This window comes from Bradyrhizobium sp. Arg237L (genome assembly GCF_029990105.1).
Taxonomy (GTDB): domain Bacteria; phylum Pseudomonadota; class Alphaproteobacteria; order Rhizobiales; family Xanthobacteraceae; genus Bradyrhizobium.
Map to the genome: position 1 here is coordinate 11,472 of NZ_JAQMIL010000085.1, position 19,680 is coordinate 31,151.

Here is a 19,680-nt window from a genome sequence, read left to right on the forward strand (position 1 = left end):
CGCCGAGCGGCGAACGGAGGGGCGCGATGAGAAGCGTTTGATCATGGCGAGACAGGAGGTGATGCCGGCTTGACCTCGCCAGTTGGTTTATCTGCAGATTGTTTTCTCCTGAACAGGCGGCTGACCGCAACGAACAGCAGCGGTACGAAGAAAATTCCGAGCAGGGTTGCCGCGATCGTGCCGCCCATCACACCGATGCCGATCGAGTTCTGCGCGCCGGAGCCGGCGCCCGAGGCGATCGCCAGCGGCGTAACGCCGAGGATGAAGGCGAACGACGTCATCACGATCGGCCGCAGCCGCTGGCGGGCGGCTTCCAGAGTGGCTTCGATAAGGCCGGTGCCGGAAGCTTCCCGTTCGATTGCGAATTCGACGATCAGAATGGCGTTCTTCGCGGTTAGGCCGATCGTCGTCAGCAGACCCACCTTGAAGTAAACATCGTTGGTCTGGCCGAACAGATACGCCGCCAGCAACGCGCCGAAGATTCCGATCGGCACCGCGAGCAGTACTACCAGCGGGATCGACCAGCTTTCATATAGCGCCGCAAGGCAGAGAAACACGACCACCATCGATATCGAATAAAGCGACGCCGCCTGGTTGCTGGAGAGCCGCTCCTGCGCGGACAATCCTGTCCATTCGTGCCTGTAGCCAGCCGGCAGCTTCGCTACCAGATTGTCGATCTCGTCCATGCCGGCGCCCGAGCTGACGCCGGCTGCGGAATCGCCCTGGATCTCCACGGCGGACGAGCCGTTGTAGCGTTCCAGCCGTGGCGAGCCGAAGGTCCAGTGACCGCTGGCGAATGCGGAGAACGGCACCATCCCGCCCGCCGAATTGCGTACGAACCAGCGAGCGACATCGTCCGGCTGCATCCGGAAATTCGTGTCCGATTGCAGGTAGACCTTTTTGACGCGGCCGCGGTCAATAAAGTCATTGACGTAGTCGCTGCCCCAGGCCGTCGACAATGCGGTGTTGATATCCGACAGCGTGAGGCCCAGCGCGCTGGCCTTCTCCTGATCGATGTCCACGGAATATTGCGGCTCGTCTTCCTGGCCGTTCGGACGGGTGTTGGCGACGAACCTGCTTTGGGCGGCCGCTACGAGGAGCTGGTTGCGCGTCGCGATCAGGGCGTCGTGGCCGGCGCCGTTGATGTCCTGCAAGTAGAAATTGAAGCCGTTCGAATTGCCCATGCCCTGGATAGCCGGGGGAGCAAGCGCGAAGACGCGACCGTCCTTGATCTTGGAGAAGTACGCTATGGCGCGGGCCGCCACCGCTCGCGCGTTCAATGTCGCGGCCTTGCGCTCGCCGAATGGCCTCAGCCGGATGAAGGCGATGCCGACATTCTGCCCAGCGCCGCCGAAGCCGAAGCCGGCAGCGGCGAACACGCCCTGCACGGCATCCTTTTCCTCGGTGAGGTAAAAGTCCGTCACCTGCTTCAGCACCCGCAGGGTACGATCTTGCGTCGCGCCCACGGGAAGCTGCACAGTGGTGATCAGGATACCCTGGTCTTCCCGCGGCAGGAATGAGCTCGGCAGGCGCGCGAACATCACGCCGCTGACGATCGTTATCGTCAGGAAGACAAGGAGAAAACGGGGCGACCTCCCGATCACGCCTTGCGCACTGTTCCGGTAAGCATGCGAGCCGCGATTGAAGGTGCGATTGAACCAGTTGAAGAAGCCCGTTCGCGCGGTGTGATCCTCCGGTGACTTCAGCAGCGTCGCGCATAGCGCCGGCGTAAAGATGATGGCCACGATAACTGACAGAATCATCGCGGAGACGATGGTCACTGAAAACTGGCGGTAGATGACGCCGACCGCGCCGCCGATGAAGGCCATCGGCACGAATACGGCGGACAGCACGATGCCGATGCCGATTAGGGCGCCGGTGATCTCGTCCATCGACTTGCGGGTGGCGTCTTTGGGCGAAAGCTTCTGCTCCCCCATCACGCGTTCGACGTTTTCGACGACGACGATAGCGTCATCGACCAGCAGTCCGATCGCCAGCACCATGGCGAACATGGTCAGCGTGTTGATCGAATAACCGAAGAGCGCGAGCACGCCGAACGTGCCGAGCAGCACAACCGGCACCGCCAGCATCGGAATGATGGTAGCCCGGATGTTCTGCAGGAACACGAACATCACGATGAAGACCAGCACGATCGCCTCGATCAGCGTCTTGACCACGTCCTCGATCGACAGCTTCACGAACGGCGTGGTGTCGTAAGGATAGACCACCTCGACGCCCTGCGGGAACGTGCTCGAGAGACGGGCAATGGTGGCCTGCACCGCCTGCGCGGTGCTGATTGCGTTGGCACCGGCGGCGAGCGTGATCCCAAGGCCGGCGGCGTTCATGCCGTTATAGGTGGCGCTGATGGTGTAGTTCTCCGCGCCTAACTCGACGGTGGCGACGTCGTTGAGCCGAACCAGCGAGCCGCTGGTTTCGCTTTTAAGGATAATGTTGCGGAACTGTTCGGGCGATTGAAGCCGGCTGCGCGCGGTGATGCTGGCATTGAGCTGCTGGCCCGGACGCGCTGGAAGGCTGCCGAGTTGACCCGCGGACACTTGCGTGTTCTGCGCCTCGATGGCGGCGGCGATGTCGCTCGGCATCAAGGCGTACTTCGCGAGCTTGTCGGGATCCATCCAGATACGCATTGCATAGCCAGCGCCGAACAGTTGCGTCTCGCCAACGCCATCGATGCGTTTCAACGTGTCGTTCAATGTGCTGCTGACGTAGTCGGCCAGGTCAATCGTCGAAAGCTTGCGGTCCGATGAGACGAAGCCGATCACCATTAAAAAGCCGGTGGCAGATTTGGTGACCGAAAGGCCTGTACTCTGGACGATCTGCGGCAGCAGCGCCGTGACAAGCTGCAGCTTGTTCTGCACCTGAACCTGCGCGGTGTCGGCATTGGCGCCGCTTTTGAAGGTGATGACAATTGTGGCGGAGCCAGTCGAGGTCGACGTCGATGTCATGTAATCGAGGTTGTCGATGCCCGTCATACCCTGCTCAATGACCTTGGTCACCGAGTTCTCGACGGTCTGGGCATTGGCTCCCGCGTAGTTCGCGCTGATCTTGATCGTCGTCGGGGCAATCTGCGGATATTGAGCGATCGAGAGTCCTTGCAGCGCCAGTAGCCCACCGAGCATCATTGTGATCGCGATCACCCAGGCGAAGATCGGGCGATCGATGAAATAGCGCGACATAGATCAATCCTTCGCCACTGCAGGCGACGGATCACCCTGTCCAACACGTGTTGCAGCAGAAAGCGACATCTCGCTCTGCTTGATGCCTTTCACTTCGCCGGTATTATTGTCGATCGTCACCTCGACCGCTTTGACGTCCGCGCCGGGTTTCACAAGCTGGATGCCCTCGACGATGATACGGTCGCCATCCTTGATTCCGGTTGCCAGCCAGTTGTTGCCGACGTTCTTGCTCACGGTCAGCACACGCTGTTCGACCTTGCCTTCGTCGGTGACGAACATGCCGGTCGCCTCGCCCTTGCTGTTTCGCGTCACGCCTCGCTGCGGAACCGCAAAGCTGTTCTCGGCAATGCCTTGCTCAATGATCGCGCGGACATAGGTGCCCGGCAGCAGCAGCCGATCTGGATTCGGAAACACCGCTCTAAGGGCAAACGTGCCGGTGGTCTCGCTGACATTGGACTCGACGAATTCCAGTTTGCCGTCGTGATTGTAGATCGTGCCGTTTTCCAGCTTCAGCTTCACGCTGACGTCGGCGCCGGCGAACTTGATGCGTCCCTCACGAACGGCTTGACGCCAGTTCAGAAGGTTGGTGCTGGACTCCGTCACGTCCACGTAGATGGGATCGAGCTTGCGGATGGTCGTCAACGCGGTGGTCTGGCTCCCAGTCACCAGCGCACCGGGTGTCAGCAAAGACTTGTCGATGCGCCCGCCGATCGGGGCCGTGATGCTTGTGTAAGCGAGATTGAGGCGGGCGGTGTCGACGGCGGCCTTACTCGAGGCTACGTCCGCGATTGCCTGTGCCAGGGTTGCGACGGCGTCATCGAGGTCCTGCTTGCTGACGGCGTTTTGCTTGATCAGCGTCCTGTAACGCTCTACCTTCGCTTCGGCGTTTGGGATAGCGGCCTCCGCCTTCTGCCTCGCGGCGACGGCGCTGTCAAAAGCAGCTTGATAGCCGGCGGCATCGATCTGATACAGCGTGTCGCCGGCGGCGACTTCGCCACCTTCCTTGAACATCCGAATCTTAATGATGCCGTTGACCTGCGGACGCACTTCAGAGGTAAGCGATGCCGTCGTCCGGCCGGGCAGTTCCGCAGTGATCGCGATCGATTGCGGATGCAGCGTGACCACGCTGACTTCGGCTTTCGGCCGCGAACCGGCCTTTTTCGACGCAATGTCTGACTGGTTACCGCATCCGGAAACGAGCAAGAACAGGACGCACGCCGCGCTGCCTGTCCCCCTCGCTTCGCGAAGCGCTTTTCGGGCACTAACGATTAACATTCGACAATCCTGGCCAAGACAGCCTTCAGCATCGGCGACTTCTCGGCCGTTGTAGAGCGCAGATCGATCGTTGGTGGCACGCCGACGGCGACCGGTTGGCTACCGTTGCCAATGGCGGGCCCGCGTTCAACAAGCGGAAAGAGGATTCGTTTTTGGTATTGAATGCAGCATCTAGATCCCTCGCAATTAGCGACGGGGCAAATGCACGTGGCCTTGTTTGGCTTCGGCGACGAGAGCTGCCTGTTTGCGCGCTTGCGCGTCCCGCGATGCTACATAATAGTCACCCGAAGACCCCTCAAGCGCTTTGGTCTTTTCGAGCTGGCGCGCTCGTCCGTCCACCGCACTGAGCGCACTGCGGGTAAACCTTACGTTTGCCATCGCATTGCCCGGAATAAAACTCACAGGATTCGCGAATGAATTGACCACGCTACCAACGGTATCGCGAACGTTTGACGGTCCCAGCAAAGGCAGTTGAACTGCGGGCCCTGGTTTGACACCCCAAACCCCAAAAGTCTGCCCGAAATCGGCAGAGTGATGCGGCAGATTGAACTCCGTGGCAGGATCAAAAAGACCTGCTACGCCGACTGTCGAATTTACGGTGAAGCGCTGCGTGGTATTCCATGCTCTTCGGGCATTACCCTGCAAAACGTCATTAACCAATACGGTTGGTTGGCTCAAGTTTGATACGAAATTACCGACCATCGATTGAGCCTGCGTTGGCACCGCCTTGTGGTAACCCTCAGCAATGGGACGCAGTAAATTTCGGTCGACAAATTGATTTGCTGCGAATATAGCGCGGTTTACCGACTCCGCTGGATCATCGACCCGTTCATCTGCATGGACTGGTTCGCTGCTAAGTCCCGCTGTCCCCGAAAGAACCAGGGAGAGAATGTAGAGCGGAGCGAAGCGTTTCATGCTCATACTAGATACCCTTTCAGAGACTGAGCTGACACACGCCCTCACAAGCGGGGGCGAAGTCGGCAGCATTGCAAACCGCAGCGATCGGACGACTTCGGCAACCGAGAGCGTTAGGCGCTCTGCCAGTTTCAAATCTGCCCCCAACATTGCCTCAACATTGCATCGCCGGCAGACACCTCATGTCTTCCGCAACGCGAAATACACCTCTCCCCCGAGGGAGGGCACTAGAGCTCCCCACAGGAGATTAAGCCGCATGTTGAACGAGTAGTCCTCGAGCGGGCTTCGAGATGCGCGACAGAGGAATGCCCCCGTAAGGAGGTCGATGGAAAGCTGATGCTCCGCCGCAAAAGTCCTCACGCGCGAGGGCGTTAGCACGGAAAGATGCCGGTGCTCGGTCACGGGTACGTGTTGATATTTCCGACGAAGCCTCGCCTCATACAGACGGGCGAGCATCGCGGGCATAGTGGGCGAGCCGCCGATTAGCACGCCTTGTGGCGAAAGGTGCCGAAGGAGGCCCTCAAGGGCGTACTCCGGATTGATCAGGTGCTCAAGTACATGCAGAACGACTACGGCGTCGTAGGATTCTGTGAGTGACAGAGGAGCGTCTAGGTCCGCCTCAATATAGTGGTCATATAGCGCGCGGGTTTCGTTGGTTGCTTTGATGTCGATGCCGTGCCAAGCGCCTTTCCACGCGGGATTACCGATGAAGCGAGATAGCTCGCCGCTCGCAATCCCGACCTCCAATACGCGTAGCGGGCGTCCGAGCAATTCCGCCTCTCGCCTGAGAAGCGAAGCCATGAACCAGTAGCGCAATTCACGTGTTGGGTAACGACGGCCCCTGCTACTGAATCCAGTAAGCGGCCATGAGACGTGGGAATATCTCAACCGCCATATCCTAACAAGAAAACTGCTCGGCGGTGCTTGTTGGTAGTGCCTGCCGTGTTAGCGCGGTGCGCGTTTGAGGGGAGCGTTGCCCCTTGAAATGTGGATGGATCAAGTAGGTCTCCGGCAAGCGTGCTGGGTCTTAAAGCGCGGAGGCCGATAGTTGGTACACACGTTGCACCAACATTGCCCGGGATCTGCTTGAGATAGAGCGCTCGCCGCCGCCATCTGCGGCGGATCGCGAATGGCACCGCTGCCCGCAGCGCAGCGGTTTGGCTTCGCAACGTTGAGGCAGCGTTCGGAGCACCTCATGCCTAAGGCGCATCACGTGCCGTGTTACGCAGAGGTTGAAAATGAATGTGATGCGAAACTAGAACCTACGCCGAAGGTCTTGCATGCCGCTTCCTATGGCCACTGCCCGGCCAGTAAGCCGGTGCAAAAAAAGCCGGGTGGATTCAACGGCACTTGCGCCTTGCGATAGAGCTGGGCTGCTGATCACGAGGTGATGCGGGCGAGCTTGTTGCCTACGCGCTTGGTGGGCGCTGAGCGGCGAAGTGGCTGGCGGGTCTGTACATCCCCTCTATAGAGCTGTCAGGGTGCGTCTGCGAGATGCATGTCGCCGAGCGTCGATGAAAGGCTTTCAGAAATTAGGCTGGAAATCGCCTGACGAAGATTTTCATTGCCGACCGGATCGCCTTTGGATGGTGAATAGCTGTCGTCGATCGGTCGGCTGGGTCCCTGGAGGCGCAGCTCCTCAAGATTACCCAATGGATCCGCGGTTCGTTTCTCGATGATGTCGAACGTCTTGCCATCAATCACGCGGACTTCGTACAGGGCATGAATTCGACTGTAAGGCGCCATGACCGTGCCATAAGTGATAAAGCCCACACCTTCGATCTTTCGGCCACTTCCGCTAGAACTGGCCTTGGCTTTCGTAATAACGACATAGGCGTCGAGCCCCTGTGGAGATACTTCGGCCCGAACGAGCTTCTTGATCGGGTCGCTCCGAACGAGATTAACGTGCGTGACAATGGACTCCGTCTCGAGCTTCGCAAAAGCGGAGCGATTGTAAGTAACTGGTTGAACCTGAAAACGCTTGCCTAATGCAGCGGTTGCTTGCTGGACTATCATGTCATCGAGGCCCCAGGAATCAATTGGAAAACTTTGGTCGCCATCCGCACGACCCGTGAGGCCCCTTCTTGAAAAAGTCATCCGATCTCCAATACCGGAAATGAGCCCGACGGTCCTGATTCCCTGCAGCTTTGTCTGACCGGTTTGGAGTGTCGCGCAAGCACCAGCACATCCGGCGAGCACAAATATCGCGAACGACACGCTTCTACGACCGCGGCGCATAACGTCCTACCGAATTTTTATATCGAACGAATAGGACACGCCAATGCCGAACGTTGTCTGATCGGTCGAACCGCGAAGAGTTACTAGCGGGCTCCCTGCGACGTCGCCGAGCAGTTTCTTGTATTCGATGTAGGAGCGAACCTCCCAACGCGGGTCGATCTTATAGGTCGCCTGAGCGCCTATACCGATAGAGTGCATCCCGCCTCCGGGGTTGAACGTCGGTAACCCGCTTGCTATCGCCTGCGCTGTGCTGACCCCGAAATACGGGATCGCCGCCCGCGCGCTCTCTACCGTAAAGCGCGGGCCCGCCGAAATGGTCAGGCGCTGATCGATTGGGACAACAGCGTCCGCCGAGAAATCCGCAACGACTCCGGTGTGACCACCTATCCCCTGACGGACCTCGACACGCGAGCGCAGCCAGTCCACCGGATAGTATTCGACAAAGCCGCCCACTTCGGCCGTAGCCTTGACGTCGCCAAGTCCATTTAGTTCAGAGTGACGGTCAGCCTTACGCGCAGACTTGAACTTGAGTGCCGGACCGGCGCGGAGGTTACCAAATTGAAACAGCGCGATGCTCGACGCGTCATTCGCACCGCAAAATTGCTGCGTGGAGCCGGCGCGACGAATTGAAAAGATGGGGACGGGACTGAGCATGCTGTGCTTGGATCCCTCGTAGTCAGGCTTGTACTCGCCGCCGACGCCGACTGTGACAGTCCAGGCACCGGACGGAGACGGCAGCAGCGGAAGTTGGAAAGGCGGTGCGGGCAAGCTAAACGCAGTCTGCGCCGGTGCGGGATCGGCGTAGATCCCAATCGAGCCGAGCGCCACAAATAGCGACGCCGGGAAGGACCCGCACACCGATGTACGGTTGGCGCCTTGAATGCCGTTATTCATGGAAACCCCCGCCACCCTCAGACGCGGTCCGATGGTTGGCACATGTGATGTGGAAATCCATGTGTGAACCGCCAACGTTGCCCCAAGATTGCTCCGTCGACGCAGCGGCTTGTTTCTCGAACGCAAGTCCTCGGCGCGGCTAGTGTCATCCGAGCTCCGGACGCGACGAAGTCTTACAGAAAATACCTCCGACGCTCGTTCGCTGGGCGCTATTTCAGAGCTTGGGTCGCAACTCCAATCCCGGCGGAGCTTTTATCCAGGAATAGCCACGGGCGGCAAGGCTGTAGCCATAATCGAAAAGTGCGATCATGTAGCTTCGGTCAAACGGTCCGTCGGCCTTGTATCGAAAGTCCGCAGGAATACCGGCCAGGTTAAAATCGATGCCTTCATGTCTGGCGATGGCATGGATTCGATAAAGATCACCGATCCCTTGATTCTTGATCAGCGTCGATACCGATCGCACTGTGACAGACAGAATTTCCTCGTCGACGGACTGCCATTCCGGATCAATCTTGCCGTTTCGAATGACATACAGTCGCCGCTGTACCGCGGCGCCGTGCATTTGGTCCGCCTGGAAGGAGGACATGATCGCCGGCGCCACGAAGACCTGCCGCGTCACGCCGCCATCGACATGCAGTTCGTCAAAATCCTTGCCGCTAACGCGGACTTGGATCCGGACAGGCGGAAACACCCCAGGGAGCGTCGCCGATGCGAGCAATATCTTCCGAAATAGCAATTTCGCCTCCGCGCCGCCGGTCGCCGCAATTTTGCCCATGTCCCACATCACCGGCCGTTGCGCATCGAGGTTCGTGGTACCGATCAGAAGAACTCGCCCCTTCAGGCGCTCTCGTGCGATCTCTTCAAGGAACGCGTCGTCGACGTAACTCGCGATGAGGCTTTCGAGTGGCCGGTTGTCGGCTAACGCATATCCGCCGAGCGCGCCTCTTACATTGTAGTTGAAGATGTCCTTTCGACCGTATCTGGTGAAAATCTCGCGCAATTGGCGGTCGTATCCAGCGCCCAGAAACGCGAATGGAGCCATGAGTGCGCCGGAGCTCACGCCCGTCACCACGTCAAAGGATGGCCTGGTGCCGGCGGCGCTCCATCCGGTTAGAAGTCCTGCGCCGAAAGCGCCGTCCTCGGAGCCGCCGGAGATGGCCAGAAAGTTAAATGAAGCTCGGCTGCTGACCGCAGGCGGCATTAATCCGAATCCGGCTTTTCGCGCAGAGACCCTCACGATCGGTAGTATTGTCCGCGGCGAGGCATCGCCCCAAAAGCGAATGCCGTTGAATCCGTTCAGCTCGATCTGATCGGCAGCAGCTTCGGGCATGACGTGGCGTGGGGGCAGTGTCGCGCAGCCGGCGAGCAAGGCCGCCGCAGAGCCAGCGATAAAGCACGAAAATCTATGCCTCCAAAGAGGCCGGATTAGAAGCAGGATGTCAGGCATTTATAAATCGTCTAACCACGATCCGCGAGCAAGGGAGATGCGCAGATCGAATGGACACGATTGCGCCCCAGAAAATCCTCCCGAATGCGGCGTGGCTCGATGCTTTCGGCCTATTCTGCTGACAGCGAGCTTGCCCATTCGATGCGGCAAGCTGTGTCCATCATTGTTGCCCCAAGATTGCGCTGCGCAAGACCACGACGCCGACACGGCGACGCGATCGCCGCAATACTAGCGACGATCGCGCCTTTCCGAACTTTTCCGAGTGGGGCTCGTCGTTCAAGAATTTGAAACCGAGGCTATAGATCTGCGCAAATCGCAACAACCATTGGTCGCCAGCATTGCCTGAACATTGCTTGCGGCCTTCCTTCTGCTGCAATTCTGCGCGCGTTATTGCCTGGCCTGCGCTTGTGGCGAGGATCGCCAGAGGGAAGCGTCAGTGTGTACAGCCGTCATGCGTCATTTGGCGGAGTGATGCGGTATTCTGGGATGGAATGACGACAACTCGCTCAAGGCCGATTGATGCGCTCACTCGTGATTGAAGATGAACTGCAGATTGGGGCGTATGTCGGTCGCCTTCTCGGGCAACTCAATGGAATCGTCGACACCGTCGCGACGCTCGCGGATGCCGAGCAGGCGCTCGCCAACTTTCAGTACGATCTCGCGATTGTCGACCGGATGCTACCCGATGGCGATGCGCTCGACCTCGTGAAGGCTCTCACCCGGCTGGAAAAGCGGCCTGCCATAATCATGCTGACTGCTAAGGACGGCAAGGAGGACATCATCGACGGGCTTAATAGCGGGGCAGACGATTACCTGAGCAAGCCATTCGAGCCGCAGGAGTTCATCGCGCGTGTCCGGGCTATGTTGCGGCGGCCCAGGCTCCTTGCTCCCGCTACGTTGTCATTCGGAAATGTCGAGCTAAATATGGGCACTAACGTTGCCTCCGTGGCCGACGGCATGGTTCTGCTCCGGCGCCGCGAGGCCTTGATTCTCCAGGCACTCCTCATCAGGCGGGATCGCGTCGTTACGCGCCATGACCTGATCGAGGCGATCTACGGATTCGATGACGAAATCGAGTCTAACACTCTCGATGCACAAGTTTCACGACTACGCAAAAAGCTGAACGAGCTGGGCGGCAATGTCGAAATTCGTAGTATGCGGGGAATCGGTTACATCCTGAGGATGGCACAGCTTCGATGAAATCAATCACCCGGACGCTGACGCTTTCGCTTGGCGCCGCCGCGACCGCCATCTTCCTACTGGCACTGTTACTCGTAGTCTGGCTCGACATAGCGTACGACGGCCCGAAGGTCCCTTGCGAGGTGGCGGCGACCGTTCTCAGTCGCGCGACGGTCCTCGATCCGGGTCGCGAGCTGAGTATGCGGCCGACAGGCAGCCTGCGACAACTACAGTCTGGCAGTCCCGAGCTATGGTACGTCATATCTTCCGGTAGCTTGATTTTGGAACATGGACGGCAGCACAGACCACCTCTGCCGATCGCAGTACCTTATACGGGGCCGGTCGGGCTTTCGGTTCTCGATACAGCGGACAAGAAAAGTTCGTTTTGCCTGGATATTGTCAGAAGAGGGGGCGTTGAGCTGACGTTGATAGTCGGCGGCGCGCAGGTCACCGTTAGGGAAATGGCGAAGGCGTTCCTGCTGCGAAATATTCCAGTCATACTGACACTGGCTTTTGCGTTCGCCGCGACCGTGGCCGCCGGCGCGCTCTTCTCCGCGCTCATCGTGGCCCGCAGCATTGACCGCGTTACCAAGCTCGCATTAACGATTGATCCGACTGCGCCGCAGGCGGCAATCTCGTTAGACAATGCCCCGGTTGAACTTAAGCCGCTGCTCAACGCGCTCAATCGCGCGTTCCTTGAAATCGATGGCTACATCCAGAAGCAGCGCCGCTTCCTCGGGAATGCTGCCCATCAGCTTCGAACCCCACTCACGCTGATGCGGGCAAAGATCGAAGATCTTCCCGAACCGGCAAGGGCCGCTCTCGTGCGCGACATCCGGCGGTTGGCGGCGCTGGTCTCCGCGATGCTCGATCTGGCAAGGCTGCAGGGACAGCCGATCGAGAAACGACCGATTGATCTCGTCGCACTCACCGAGGATGTTCTCGCGGATTTCGGCCCCTCCGCGCTCGATGCCGGCATCGAGCTGTCTCTGGAACAGCAGGAGCATGGCGCCATTGTGGTTCGTGGCGTGGAGGCGGCGATCCGGAGCGCTCTGGCGAATCTCATTGGCAATGCGTTGATCCACGCTCACGGGGCCAAACGCATCGTCGCTGACCTCGGTCAAGGAAGCGTGTCGATCAGCGACGACGGGCTGGGCATTTCAGAAAGTGCCGCTCGCAAATTTGCCGAGCCATTTCAGACGGGTAGTCCCGCGATGGAAAGCGCCGGGCTCGGCCTCTCGATCGTCCATGAGATCATGGCGGCTCATGGTGGTATGCTAATCGTGACTTCGGCGCCCGAAACGGGAACAAAGGCTTGTTTGCGGTTTTCGGAAGCCTCTTCTTCCGTACCGTCGGGATATCAGCCGGGCAACGTTAAGGCAACTTAGTTTGACTCGGTTGCTTCCAGCGTCCGGCTCGATCGCAGAGACCTCATCTGGGTCAACCTCACGGCAAGGCCGACGACCGAGTGGATTGCGTGTCAACTAACCGAAGCTTTTCCGTGGAACGAGGCTCCGCGCTACATTATCCCGAGACCGGGATCGCATCTATGATACCCTCGTCACGTTTAGATCAGAACACGTGTCGATCCCTTGAACAAGGATGCGCCGGCTTCTCGCCCGGTTCAGCGAATCGGTGTAATCGGCTCACGCACCATCCCGGGCGGTGTGCCTACCGTAAATCACATCCGGCCATATTGATGGTGAAGCCCGCCCAGGATCGGGCGGCAGACGATATTCCCGGCCCTGTGTATACCGAAAACTCAAACCCGGCCGTAGTGGTGGTGAAGTCCGCCCAGGATGGCGCGTGAACTGATCACCCCGGTTCGCTGAACCGGGCGAGAAACCGGCGCATCCCTGTTCAAGGATCGATGCGTTCTGATGCTATTGTAATAGTCGGCGTAGGATTTCAGGACCCGACGCAAATGCATCTCGCCCAAAATAATGATGTGATCCACACTCACGCCGGATCGATCGGATCAGTCGTTCGGCAAAGCCATTCTGCCAAGGCGAGGCTGGTGCGGTGGGCTTGTCCCGGATGCCCATGGCGCGCAATCGGCGTGTGACGACGCGACCATAGATCCGATCCCGATCGCGGATGAGGTAGCGCGGCGCCTCATCCCAAGGAAATGCCTCCGTGATTTGACGGGCAACCCATTCGGCCGTCGGGTTGGCTGTGACGTTGATCCAGACCAGGTCTCTGCGGTCCAGTCGGACAATGACGAAGGCATAGAGCAGATCGAAGCCTATGGTCGGAACAACGAACAAATCCATGGCGGCAATTTCCGGCACGTGATGACGCAAGAAGATCCGCCATCCCTGATTGGGCGGCCCTCGCCGCTTGACCATGTACTTGGCGACGCTTGATTGAGCGACCTCAAACCCGAGCTTGAGCAGTTCGCCATGGATGCGCGGCGCGCCCAAAGTGGGTTCTCGACGCTCATCTGCCGGATCAACGCGCGCAGCCCCACCGCGATCTGCGGCCGGCCTCCTAAAGATCGTGACTTCCAACGCCAATAATAGCGAAAACCAGACCGGTGCCAGCAGAGGACCGTCTCGGGCCGGATGATGGTAAGAACCTGAAGGATAGACGGGAACCAGCGATACAGCTGGATCAAGAACCAGCGATCTTGGTTCGTGAACCGGGCGCGACCATCCAGCCTACGCCGCAAGACAATCAGCTGATGCCGAAGCACCGCGTTCTCCGCTTCGAGCCGCAACTTCGACTTGAACGGCGAGCCGAGGATGGCCAGAGCGAAACAGAACAGCCCGATCATTCCGCCAGCATAGGCGATTCCATCACGTCATCAACTCGGATAAGGTTTTCGGTACACAGCGGCAGCAATCGAGCGGCTGGGCGGGCTCGACATCCTATTCGCCAATGCCGGCATCAGTGGCGGCTACGGACCTGCATCGACTTATACAGATGCGGGGCGCATCGAGAATTTGGATCTGGCGATCTGGCAGCAGACGCTCGGGGTTAATCTGACCGGCGTTCTGCATACGGTACGCGCCGCCCTTCCTGCTTTAAGGCAAAGTCAGGCGGGCAAGATCATCGTCACAGCATCGATCGCCGGGTTGCGAGCCAATACATCGATTGGCTATACCTATACAGCATCGAAGACCGCCGTAGTGAGCCTGATCAAGACGCTGGCGCTCGAACTGGCCGGCGCTAATATTCAGGTCAATGGACTCGCGCCGGGGCCGTTTATAACCAACATTAATGACGGCCGTTTCCACGATCCCTCTAATGCGGCCCTCGAAGCGTCTTCAGTTCCGCTGAACCGGCTGGCTGATCCCAAGGAGATTAAAGGCCTTGCCCTACTCCTAGCATCAAGTGCATCCAGCTATATAACGGGAGCGGTCATTCCAATCGACGGTGGCAAGACGGCAGGTGGAATCTAGCCGCACGACTTCCTTCAAACGCTTTTCGCGATAGTGTTGTCCTCTTTTCCTGTACCCGCATTGCGCGGAGGTGCGTATTGGGAAGCTCGAAAATATCTTCTGTGCTGACTCACAACGCAGAAAGACTACGATCAGGCCGCTACAATAAAGGATGGTTATAACTACGCGACTTTGTCGACGACACGGTCGTCAATATTTATCATACGCGACGGAATTTCGAGTATTTGTGTGTGCATTGCGATAGCGAATTAAGCCGCCTGTTGAAAACGCGCGTTGTCCCCGGCAGGGATGCCTCAAGGTCCGAACTCGCGCGCCGCGCTTTACTAATCATGCGCATCTCAGCTTTTGCCGCAGCAAAGTGGCCGAAGGCGGCCTTGCCTCGGCGGCTTCCCGAAGATGACCGTGCCCTCCTCAGCGGCACCAGCCGTTTCGGGGCTTCGCGCCCAACAAAGAGGCCGGCGAAACATCCGACACGCCAGAAATCTTCGAGCCGCTGCGAGACCTGAAGGCCACCGACGGCATCTACGTTATCTCTGGCAATCACGAATTGATCTTTGCTATTGACGCCTCTGCCGCTGATAGCGCGGTAAGCTACTTCGGTAGCCGCTGGGTTTTCGGCATTCACAAGAGAGAAATCCGCGCTCGAAAGCCGGACCGTCATGGACGGCCAAGAAGTTGCACCTCATCGATGCTCATGCCGGACCATCCGGCGAGCAAGACTGCAAACTTGCTGCCATGGAGCTGGAGAGCTGCCAAGACATCGGCGAGCTGACTGTCGCTCCGGTCAGGTCGCGCAGCGGCAAAAACATCATCCCCTTGCAAACATACCTCATTGAGGAACTTCATTTTACGCAATCGCCGATCTTTGACAGCACATTGCAATGGTTGGGCGCTATGAAGGTATTGGTTCAGGTAAGGAGCTCGGCATGCCGCTTATGCGATTTTTTGTATCAAATCACATGGAAGTCATTGAGCGGCCTCCTGCCCGCTTGCGCTTGGCAAAGCTCTGGAACGAGATCAATCTAGTCACGGTGTTCGCGGAAGCCGGTTACGTCTGCTTTGAGTACCTCGAGCCTTACCACTCCGCAAAGATCGCCAAGCGTTGCTAAGCAAAGCAAGAAAAATCCATATGCAACTCAAGTGAAATGCGGAATTGATCGTGCCGCATATTGGCAGATGCACGCAAAAAAATGGCTCTTATGCGTCTGTCGCGCCCTCCATCTCATTCTCAGGTATGAACGATGCCAGTATCAAGACGAATTCTACTGGCTACCTTGGCGACAAGTGTGGCGATGCCTGCCATTCGTCCGGTGCGCGCGACAACTCTAACCGTCCGTGTCGCTGACACCGCAACCGGCAATGCAGGCGCAGTTCAAGCGCGGCTGATCGACAAGATGCCGGCGGCGCTGAAAGAGGGCTTGAATATCGAATGGGTGAGCGGAAATCCGGGCCAGATGCAGGTTCAGCTCGTCAGCGGATCCCTCGACGTCGCCTTCTCGGGCGCGATCGGCACTGTCGATCTCAATGCGCGCGGTGCAGACCTGGTGCTGTTCGGTCCCGGCACGAATTTTCACATCCGCTGGGTCGTTCGCGGCGACAGCCCCTACTTCACGCCGCGTGATCTGATCGGGAAGCGCATCGCCACGCAAGCCGAGGGCAGCGAACAATACAAGCTCTCCCGCGTGATCGCAGCCCGCAACGGTGTGGACCTGAAACGCGACGTCGAAGTCATCTTTGGCCCGGCCACGTCGAATCTCGCCTTGTTCGAGCGCGGTGACGTGGAGGCTGTGCTCGTGCCGGAGCCCACGGCGACGCGGCTGGTGGCACGCGGGGCGCGGCAGATAGCCCATCTCGGCGAGCTCTGGCAAAAGGAAAACAAATCCGACATTCCTACTTTTCTGGTCGGGCTGGCAGCACGAAGGCGATGGGTCGAAGAGAACCGCAACGCGGCAACCCAGATCGCACGCCTGTTCGCGCTGGCAAATCGCAGCATTCATGATCGGCCCGCGCTGTTATCGGAGCATGCCGCCGACCTGGGTATCCCCCCAGGCGAGACTGACGCGATCGGTCTGCTGCCGCAACGCATGGCGGGCACCTATACGACCACATGGAATAAATCACTGTTCGATCTGATCGAATGCCAGACGGCGCTGGCCGTCGAGAGCGGTGTGCTTCGGCAGGCGCCGGAAAAGTCCTTCCTGGTTGCATCCTCGATTGACGGAAGCTGATATTGGGCCGACCATGTCGATCCGTGGGGACGTCGGCATGACCAGCCGTCGTGGCGAGATGCATCTGGCGCTCTTCCTGCTCGGCACCGGCAATCATCCGGCCGGCTGGCGGCTGCCGCAGGCCGGCCGCAGCAATCTCGACCTGCCGCTGTTGCTGCGTGCCGCGCAACTCGCCGAGCGCAGCCTGTTCGACATGATTTTTGTCGCGGATGGATTGGCGCTGTCACTGACCGATCATCCCTCTTACGTCGCTCGCTTCGAGCCATTGACTCTGCTGGCGACGCTCGGCGCGCACACTACGCAGATCGGACTGGGCGCCACCGTTTCCACCACCTATGGCGAGCCCTATCACGTCGCACGAGCCTTCTCTTCCCTCGATCACCTGACCGGTGGCCGTGCCGCCTGGAACGTGGTCACCACGGCAAATCCCGCCGTGGCCGCGAATTTCTCGCGATTGGACCATCCGGAGCCAGCCACGCGCTACGAGATTGCGGGTGAATTCGTCGATGTCGTGCGCGGCCTCTGGGATGGGTGGGAGGATGACGCGCTCGTCGCCGATCGCGAAAGCGGTCTGTTTGCCGATTCCGCGCGCATTCACCCGCTGAACCACAGTGGCCAGTATTTTTCCGTGCGCGGGCCGCTGAGCATGCCACGCAGCCCACAGGGCCAACCCATTATCATCCAGGCGGGCGGCTCGCCGGCAGGCAGGGCCTTGGCGGCACGAACCGCCGATGTGGTGTTTGCTGCGGTTCAGGATTTCGACGCCGCAAAGCTGTCCTACCGCGACTTGAAATCGCAGCTCGCGTCTTTCGGGCGCGATCCGGCATCGCTGAAGGTGCTGCCCGGCGTGATGCCGATCATCGGGCGCAGCAAGAGCGAGGCGCTGGCCACTCTCGATCGCCTGCAAAGTTTTCTGACACCCACAAATGCGTTGCATCTGGTATCGATCCGCCTGGGCCACGACATCTCGCAATATTCGCTTGACGGTCCGGTACCGGATCTGCCCTTCACAGCGGGCACGCAAGGTTTCGCGAAAGGCCTGCTGGAAAAGGCTCGCCAGGAGAACATGACGCTCCGCGATCTCTACAACCTGACGGCCGCAGCGCGCGGCCACTGGGTGCTGTGCGGGACTGCGACGGAGGTCGCCGACACGCTGGAGCAGTGGTTCGTCGAGGAGGCCGCAGACGGCTTCAACATCCTGCCGCCATTTTTCCCGGATGCCTTCGACGATTTCGTGCAGCAGGTAGTGCCCGAGCTGCAACGCCGCGGACTGTTTCGGCAGTCCTACGGCGGCAACACGCTGCGTTCGCATCTGGGCCTGTCGCGGCCGCTGAATCAATTCGCGGCAAAATAGCCCGCGCCATCGGCGCGCATCGATTGCCTGTTTGCTCCTTGAGCGAGCGCCCCGCGTGCGATCAACGCAATCACTCTACAAAACACTTTGCCGAAGATGAATCCTTCGCTGCTGCGTATCAAATACGGCATTTCCATATCTTGCTTCGGCCGCGCATTTCTATGTAATCCCAACTCCGACATGACCGTGATTCAATCAGCCTGGTTTCAAATCCTGCGCACTCATTCTGGCGCCGACGAACATTTCATCAGCCGGCTTCGTGACGTTGCGGGTGCCGCGTCTGCATCTTTCAATCTGCACCAACGAAACATCCAATCGAGGACGACATGATCCGCATCACCAACCGTAAGGCCAGTTCACTGGCCTTGGCGGTCTCCGCCATGCTGTTCGCGCCATCGCCTGTGACGGCTGCACCGGATACACCGATCCGGCTCGCGCTGTTTCTTCCGACCACCGGGACCTATGCCGGCCAGGCGCAGCGTCAGCTCAACGGCATGCGCCTGGCGCTCTCCGAGGCCAACTACACCGCGGGCGGCCGCAAGATCGAAGCAGCAGATGTCGAGGAGCCGCAGGACACGCAAGCGGCCGTGCAGAAGGTCAAGTCGCTGACGACGGGATCAAATCGCATCGACGGGCTGCTCGGGGTGTTCACGGCGCCGGTTGGCAATGCCATCCGCGATCAGCTTCACAACAGCAAGACCGTCACCATCATCACCAACACCCATCTGCGCAGCCTGACCGGCAGCCGCAAAAGCCCGTATATATTCCGCGTATCGGGCACCGCCTATGCCAACTCGCATTCTCTCGGCGATTGGGTCGGCCAGCAGAAGATTTGCAAGACGGTGATTTCGCTGGCGGCGAACAATTCGGTCGGCCAGGAATTCGTTCGTCACTTCCTTCAGCCGGTCCAGGCGTCGGGCGCGACAGTGGTCGATCAGCTCTGGCCCGCGCTCGGCAGCACTGACTTCTCGCCCTACCTGACGAAGATTCTTCAGGCGCGGCCCGCTTGCGTCTATGTCTGGCTGAATGGTCCCGACGCTGTGCGCTTTGTCCAGCAGGCCGACCAGTACGGCCTCGCCAAGGCCGGTATCCAGCTTCTCGGTACCTCGTTCGCAGATCGCACCAATGTGGATGCGCAGGGCAAATCCGCACTGGGCGTCTTGACGGTGTTGAACTGGGACGAGACCCTGGACAATCCCGAATCGAAACATTTCTCGGAGGCTTACACCGCAAAGTTCGGCGTGCGACCCGACAGCCAGTCTTTTCAAGGCTATCTCGGCGCAAAGGCGCTGCTCAAGGCCATCGATGCGGTTGAAGGCAATGTGGAAGACGGCGACCGCCTGGCCAAGGCGTTTGAAGCGACGACCTTCGTGACCGGTGACGGCGGAAACTTCAGGATCGATCCGGCCACCCATACCCGCGAACAGACCTACAGCGTCTACAGAGTGGTCGACGGAAAGAACGGCAAGCCGGACCTGAAGAACATTCAGCATCTGGCAGCGATCGTCGACCCGGGCGACGACGTTCTGCCCTGATCCTGCGCTGCTGAGGA

The 19,680-nt window shown here is 59.2% G+C and carries 16 protein-coding genes and 1 pseudogene; 7 read left to right on the forward strand and 10 right to left on the reverse strand.

Annotated features, from left to right (window positions below; translation table 11 throughout):
- Nucleotides 1-41 precede the first annotated feature (41 nt).
- The 7 genes from OZ411_RS36350 to OZ411_RS36380 all read right to left on the reverse strand — a co-directional run bounded on the left by OZ411_RS36350 (nucleotide 42) and on the right by OZ411_RS36380 (nucleotide 9,846).
- On the reverse strand, nucleotides 42-3,194 hold the full coding sequence (locus OZ411_RS36350; protein WP_282531804.1) for an efflux RND transporter permease subunit: 3,153 nt from the start codon (nucleotides 3,192-3,194) through the stop codon (nucleotides 42-44).
- A gap of 3 nt (nucleotides 3,195-3,197) precedes the next feature.
- The gene (locus OZ411_RS36355; RefSeq protein WP_282531805.1) at nucleotides 3,198-4,469 is read right to left on the reverse strand and encodes an efflux RND transporter periplasmic adaptor subunit; all 1,272 of its coding nucleotides are present in this window, start codon (nucleotides 4,467-4,469) and stop codon (nucleotides 3,198-3,200) included.
- 186 nt (nucleotides 4,470-4,655) lie between these two features.
- The gene (locus tag OZ411_RS36360; protein ID WP_282531806.1) at nucleotides 4,656-5,390 is read right to left on the reverse strand and encodes a VacJ family lipoprotein; all 735 of its coding nucleotides are present in this window, start codon (nucleotides 5,388-5,390) and stop codon (nucleotides 4,656-4,658) included.
- Between the two features lie 174 nt (nucleotides 5,391-5,564).
- The gene (locus OZ411_RS36365; protein WP_282531807.1) at nucleotides 5,565-6,185 is read right to left on the reverse strand and encodes a class I SAM-dependent methyltransferase; all 621 of its coding nucleotides are present in this window, start codon (nucleotides 6,183-6,185) and stop codon (nucleotides 5,565-5,567) included.
- A 675-nt stretch (nucleotides 6,186-6,860) separates the two neighbouring features.
- Nucleotides 6,861-7,481, reverse strand: coding sequence for a hypothetical protein (locus tag OZ411_RS36370; protein WP_282531808.1), 621 nt, complete (start codon nucleotides 7,479-7,481; stop codon nucleotides 6,861-6,863).
- Between the two features lie 147 nt (nucleotides 7,482-7,628).
- Nucleotides 7,629-8,516 carry a MipA/OmpV family protein gene (locus OZ411_RS36375; RefSeq protein ID WP_282531809.1) on the reverse strand — a complete coding sequence of 296 codons (888 nt, stop codon included), beginning with the start codon at nucleotides 8,514-8,516 and terminating at the stop codon, nucleotides 7,629-7,631.
- Nucleotides 8,517-8,730: 214 nt separating this feature from the next.
- Nucleotides 8,731-9,846 (reverse strand): patatin-like phospholipase family protein, encoded by a 1,116-nt coding sequence (locus tag OZ411_RS36380; protein WP_282531810.1) that lies wholly within the window; start codon nucleotides 9,844-9,846, stop codon nucleotides 8,731-8,733.
- 636 nt (nucleotides 9,847-10,482) lie between these two features.
- Here OZ411_RS36380 and OZ411_RS36385 point away from each other — a divergent pair.
- Together OZ411_RS36385 and OZ411_RS36390 are read left to right on the forward strand one after the other, a co-directional pair.
- Nucleotides 10,483-11,163, forward strand: a complete 681-nt coding sequence (locus tag OZ411_RS36385; RefSeq protein ID WP_282531811.1) for a response regulator transcription factor — start codon at nucleotides 10,483-10,485, stop codon at nucleotides 11,161-11,163.
- Nucleotides 11,160-12,530 carry a HAMP domain-containing sensor histidine kinase gene (locus tag OZ411_RS36390; RefSeq protein WP_282531812.1) on the forward strand — a complete coding sequence of 457 codons (1,371 nt, stop codon included), beginning with the start codon at nucleotides 11,160-11,162 and terminating at the stop codon, nucleotides 12,528-12,530. The genes OZ411_RS36385 and OZ411_RS36390 overlap by 4 nt, the downstream gene beginning before the upstream one ends.
- A 495-nt stretch (nucleotides 12,531-13,025) precedes the next feature.
- Here OZ411_RS36390 and OZ411_RS36395 read toward each other — a convergent pair whose 3' ends face one another.
- The gene (locus tag OZ411_RS36395; protein ID WP_282531813.1) at nucleotides 13,026-13,565 is read right to left on the reverse strand and encodes an integrase core domain-containing protein; all 540 of its coding nucleotides are present in this window, start codon (nucleotides 13,563-13,565) and stop codon (nucleotides 13,026-13,028) included.
- Nucleotides 13,566-13,982: 417 nt separating this feature from the next.
- Here OZ411_RS36395 and OZ411_RS36400 point away from each other — a divergent pair.
- Nucleotides 13,983-14,546 (forward strand): annotated as a pseudogene (locus tag OZ411_RS36400) (SDR family oxidoreductase); the annotation flags it as partial.
- A gap of 657 nt (nucleotides 14,547-15,203) precedes the next feature.
- On the opposite strand, the gene OZ411_RS36405 reads toward OZ411_RS36400, so the two are convergent.
- Nucleotides 15,204-15,392, reverse strand: coding sequence for a hypothetical protein (locus tag OZ411_RS36405; RefSeq protein ID WP_282531814.1), 189 nt, complete (start codon nucleotides 15,390-15,392; stop codon nucleotides 15,204-15,206).
- A gap of 35 nt (nucleotides 15,393-15,427) precedes the next feature.
- On the opposite strand from OZ411_RS36405, the gene OZ411_RS36410 reads away from it, so the two are divergent.
- The 3 genes from OZ411_RS36410 (at nucleotide 15,428) to OZ411_RS36420 (ending at nucleotide 18,128) form a co-directional block, all read left to right on the forward strand.
- Complete coding sequence (locus OZ411_RS36410) at nucleotides 15,428-15,655, forward strand: hypothetical protein (protein ID WP_282531815.1); 228 nt, start codon at nucleotides 15,428-15,430, stop codon at nucleotides 15,653-15,655.
- Nucleotides 15,656-15,838: 183 nt separating this feature from the next.
- Complete coding sequence (locus OZ411_RS36415) at nucleotides 15,839-16,774, forward strand: ABC transporter substrate-binding protein (RefSeq protein ID WP_282531831.1); 936 nt, start codon at nucleotides 15,839-15,841, stop codon at nucleotides 16,772-16,774.
- 37 nt (nucleotides 16,775-16,811) lie between these two features.
- Nucleotides 16,812-18,128, forward strand: a complete 1,317-nt coding sequence (locus tag OZ411_RS36420) for an LLM class flavin-dependent oxidoreductase (RefSeq protein WP_282531816.1) — start codon at nucleotides 16,812-16,814, stop codon at nucleotides 18,126-18,128.
- Here the strand turns inward: OZ411_RS36420 and OZ411_RS36425 are convergent.
- On the reverse strand, nucleotides 18,110-18,310 hold the full coding sequence (locus tag OZ411_RS36425) for a hypothetical protein (RefSeq protein WP_282531817.1): 201 nt from the start codon (nucleotides 18,308-18,310) through the stop codon (nucleotides 18,110-18,112). The two genes, OZ411_RS36420 and OZ411_RS36425, sit on opposite strands and share 19 nt — an antisense overlap.
- Before the next feature lie 144 nt (nucleotides 18,311-18,454).
- On the opposite strand from OZ411_RS36425, the gene OZ411_RS36430 reads away from it, so the two are divergent.
- Nucleotides 18,455-19,663, forward strand: coding sequence for an ABC transporter substrate-binding protein (locus OZ411_RS36430; protein ID WP_282531818.1), 1,209 nt, complete (start codon nucleotides 18,455-18,457; stop codon nucleotides 19,661-19,663).
- Nucleotides 19,664-19,680 lie beyond the last annotated feature (17 nt).